The sequence below is a fragment of the uncultured Enterovirga sp. genome, from assembly GCF_964242715.1.
In the GTDB taxonomy this organism is placed as follows: Bacteria; Pseudomonadota; Alphaproteobacteria; order Rhizobiales; family Beijerinckiaceae; genus Enterovirga.
The window spans coordinates 1-2,183 of sequence record NZ_CAXTAZ010000110.1 but is presented as its reverse complement, the minus strand read 5'-3'; the positions used below and the strand labels follow the sequence as shown (position 1 = coordinate 2,183).

The following is a 2,183-nucleotide window of genomic DNA, read 5'->3' as shown; positions in this document are numbered from 1 at the left end:
GGCGTCTGGTACGGCAAGGGCCCGGGCGTCGACCGGACCGGCGACGTCTTCCGCCACGCGAACCAGGCCGGCACCGCGCAATATGGCGGCGTGCTCGCCCTGATGGGCGACGACCACACGGCCGAATCCTCGACGGTCGCGCACCAGTCCGAATTCGCCTTCGTCGACGTGATGAGCCCGATCCTGAACCCGGCGGGCGTGCAGGAGATCATCGATTACGGCCTGCACGGCTTCGCGCTGAGCCGCTTCTGCGGCGCCTGGACGGCGATCAAATGCGTCAAGGACAACATCGAATCGACTGCCTCGATCGACGGCAGGCTCGACCGGGTGAAGATCGAGATCCCGACCGATTTCGTGATGCCGCCCGGCGGCCTAAACATCCGCGTCCGCGACCCCTTCCTCGAGCAGGAAGCCCGGCTGCACGATTTCAAGCGCGACGCGATGCTCGCCTATGTGCGGGCCAACAAGCTCAATCACATCGTCCTGTCCGGCGGCCGCAACCCGAAGGTCGGCATCATCACGGTCGGGAAGTCGTATCTCGACGTGCGCGAGGCGATGGAGGAACTCGGCCTCGACGAGGTCAAGGCGAGCGACATGGGGCTCCGCCTCTACAAGGTCGCCTGCCCCTGGCCGCTGTCGCAGAGCGAGCTCGTCGATTTCGCGCGCGGGCTCGACCTCGTCCTCGTGGTCGAGGAGAAGCGCTCGCTGATCGAGGTCCAGGTCCGCGAGGAGCTCTACGGCACGGCGAACCAGCCGGTCGTCATCGGCAAGAAGAACGAGCAGGGCGCCTGGCTCTTCCCGGTGAAGGGCGCGCTCGACACGAACGAGATCGCGATCGCGATCGGCGAGCGGCTGCTTCGCTACCACACCAACGACGACCTCGCCGGACGCCTCGCCCGCCTCAAGGAGGCGCAGGCGATCCTCGCCGCGACCTCCGACGTCGCGGTCCGGACGCCGGGCTTCTGCTCCGGCTGCCCGCATAACTCCTCGACCAAGGTCCCGGACGGGATGCGAGCCTATGCCGGCATCGGCTGCCATTTCATGGCGCAGTGGATGGACCGCTCGACCGAGGGCTACACCCAGATGGGCGGCGAGGGCGCGAATTGGATCGGCGAATCGCCCTTCTCGAAGCGCGGCCACGTCTTCCAGAATCTCGGCGACGGCACCTACAACCATTCCGGGTCGCTGGCGCTCCGCTGGGCGGCGCACACGAAGACGACCGTCACCTACAAGATCCTGTTCAATGATGCCGTGGCGATGACCGGCGGCCAGCCGCATGAGGGCTCGCTCACCGTCGACATGATCGCCCGGCAGGTCTCGGCCGAGGGCGTCGAGCAGATCCGGCTCGTGACCGACGAGCCCGATAAATACCCTTCCGGCGTGCGCTGGCCGGCCGGCCTCACCATCCACCACCGCGACGACCTCGACGCCGTCCAGCGCGAGCTGTCGGAGGTGCCGGGCACCTCGGTCCTGATCTACGACCAGACCTGCGCCTCGGAGAAGCGACGCCGCCGCAAGCGCGGCGCCTTCCCGGATCCGGACAAGCGCGTCATCATCAACGACCTCGTCTGCGAGGGCTGCGGCGATTGCTCCGTCCAGTCGAATTGCGTCGCCGTGCAGCCGCTCGAGACCGAGTTCGGCCGCAAGCGCGTCATCGACCAGTCGAACTGCAACAAGGACTTCTCCTGCGTGAAGGGGTTCTGCCCCTCCTTCGTGACCGTGCATGGCGGCAAGCCGAAGAAGGCCGAGCCGACGGCCGTCGCGGCCGGAACCGCCGCCCTTCCCGAGCCGCTCGTCCCGTCGATCGACAAGACCTTCAACGTCATCGTGACGGGTGTCGGCGGCACGGGCGTCGTGACGGTCGGCGCCATTCTCGGCATGGCGGCGCATCTGGAGGGCAAGGGCCTCGGGCTGATCGACATGGCCGGCCTCGCCCAGAAGGGCGGCGCCGTGATGAGCCATCTCCGGCTCGCCAACCACCAGGACGACATCACCTCGATCCGGGTCACGGCCGGACAGGCCGACCTCGTCCTCGGCTGCGATCTCGTCGTCACCGGCTCGAAGAAGGTGCTGGGCGCGATCACGTCGGGCCGGACCGCGCTCGTCGTGAACACGGCCGAGGTGATGCCGGGCGATTTCGCCCGCAACGCCGATTACTCGCTGCCGGCCGAGCGCCTGAAGCG

General features: G+C 67.8%; 1 protein-coding gene. It reads left to right on the top strand.

Annotated features, from left to right (window positions below; all coding sequences use genetic code 11):
- Window positions 1-2,183 (top strand): indolepyruvate ferredoxin oxidoreductase family protein (locus ACFE87_RS24785; protein ID WP_375462322.1); only part of this gene is annotated, 2,183 nt, incomplete at both ends.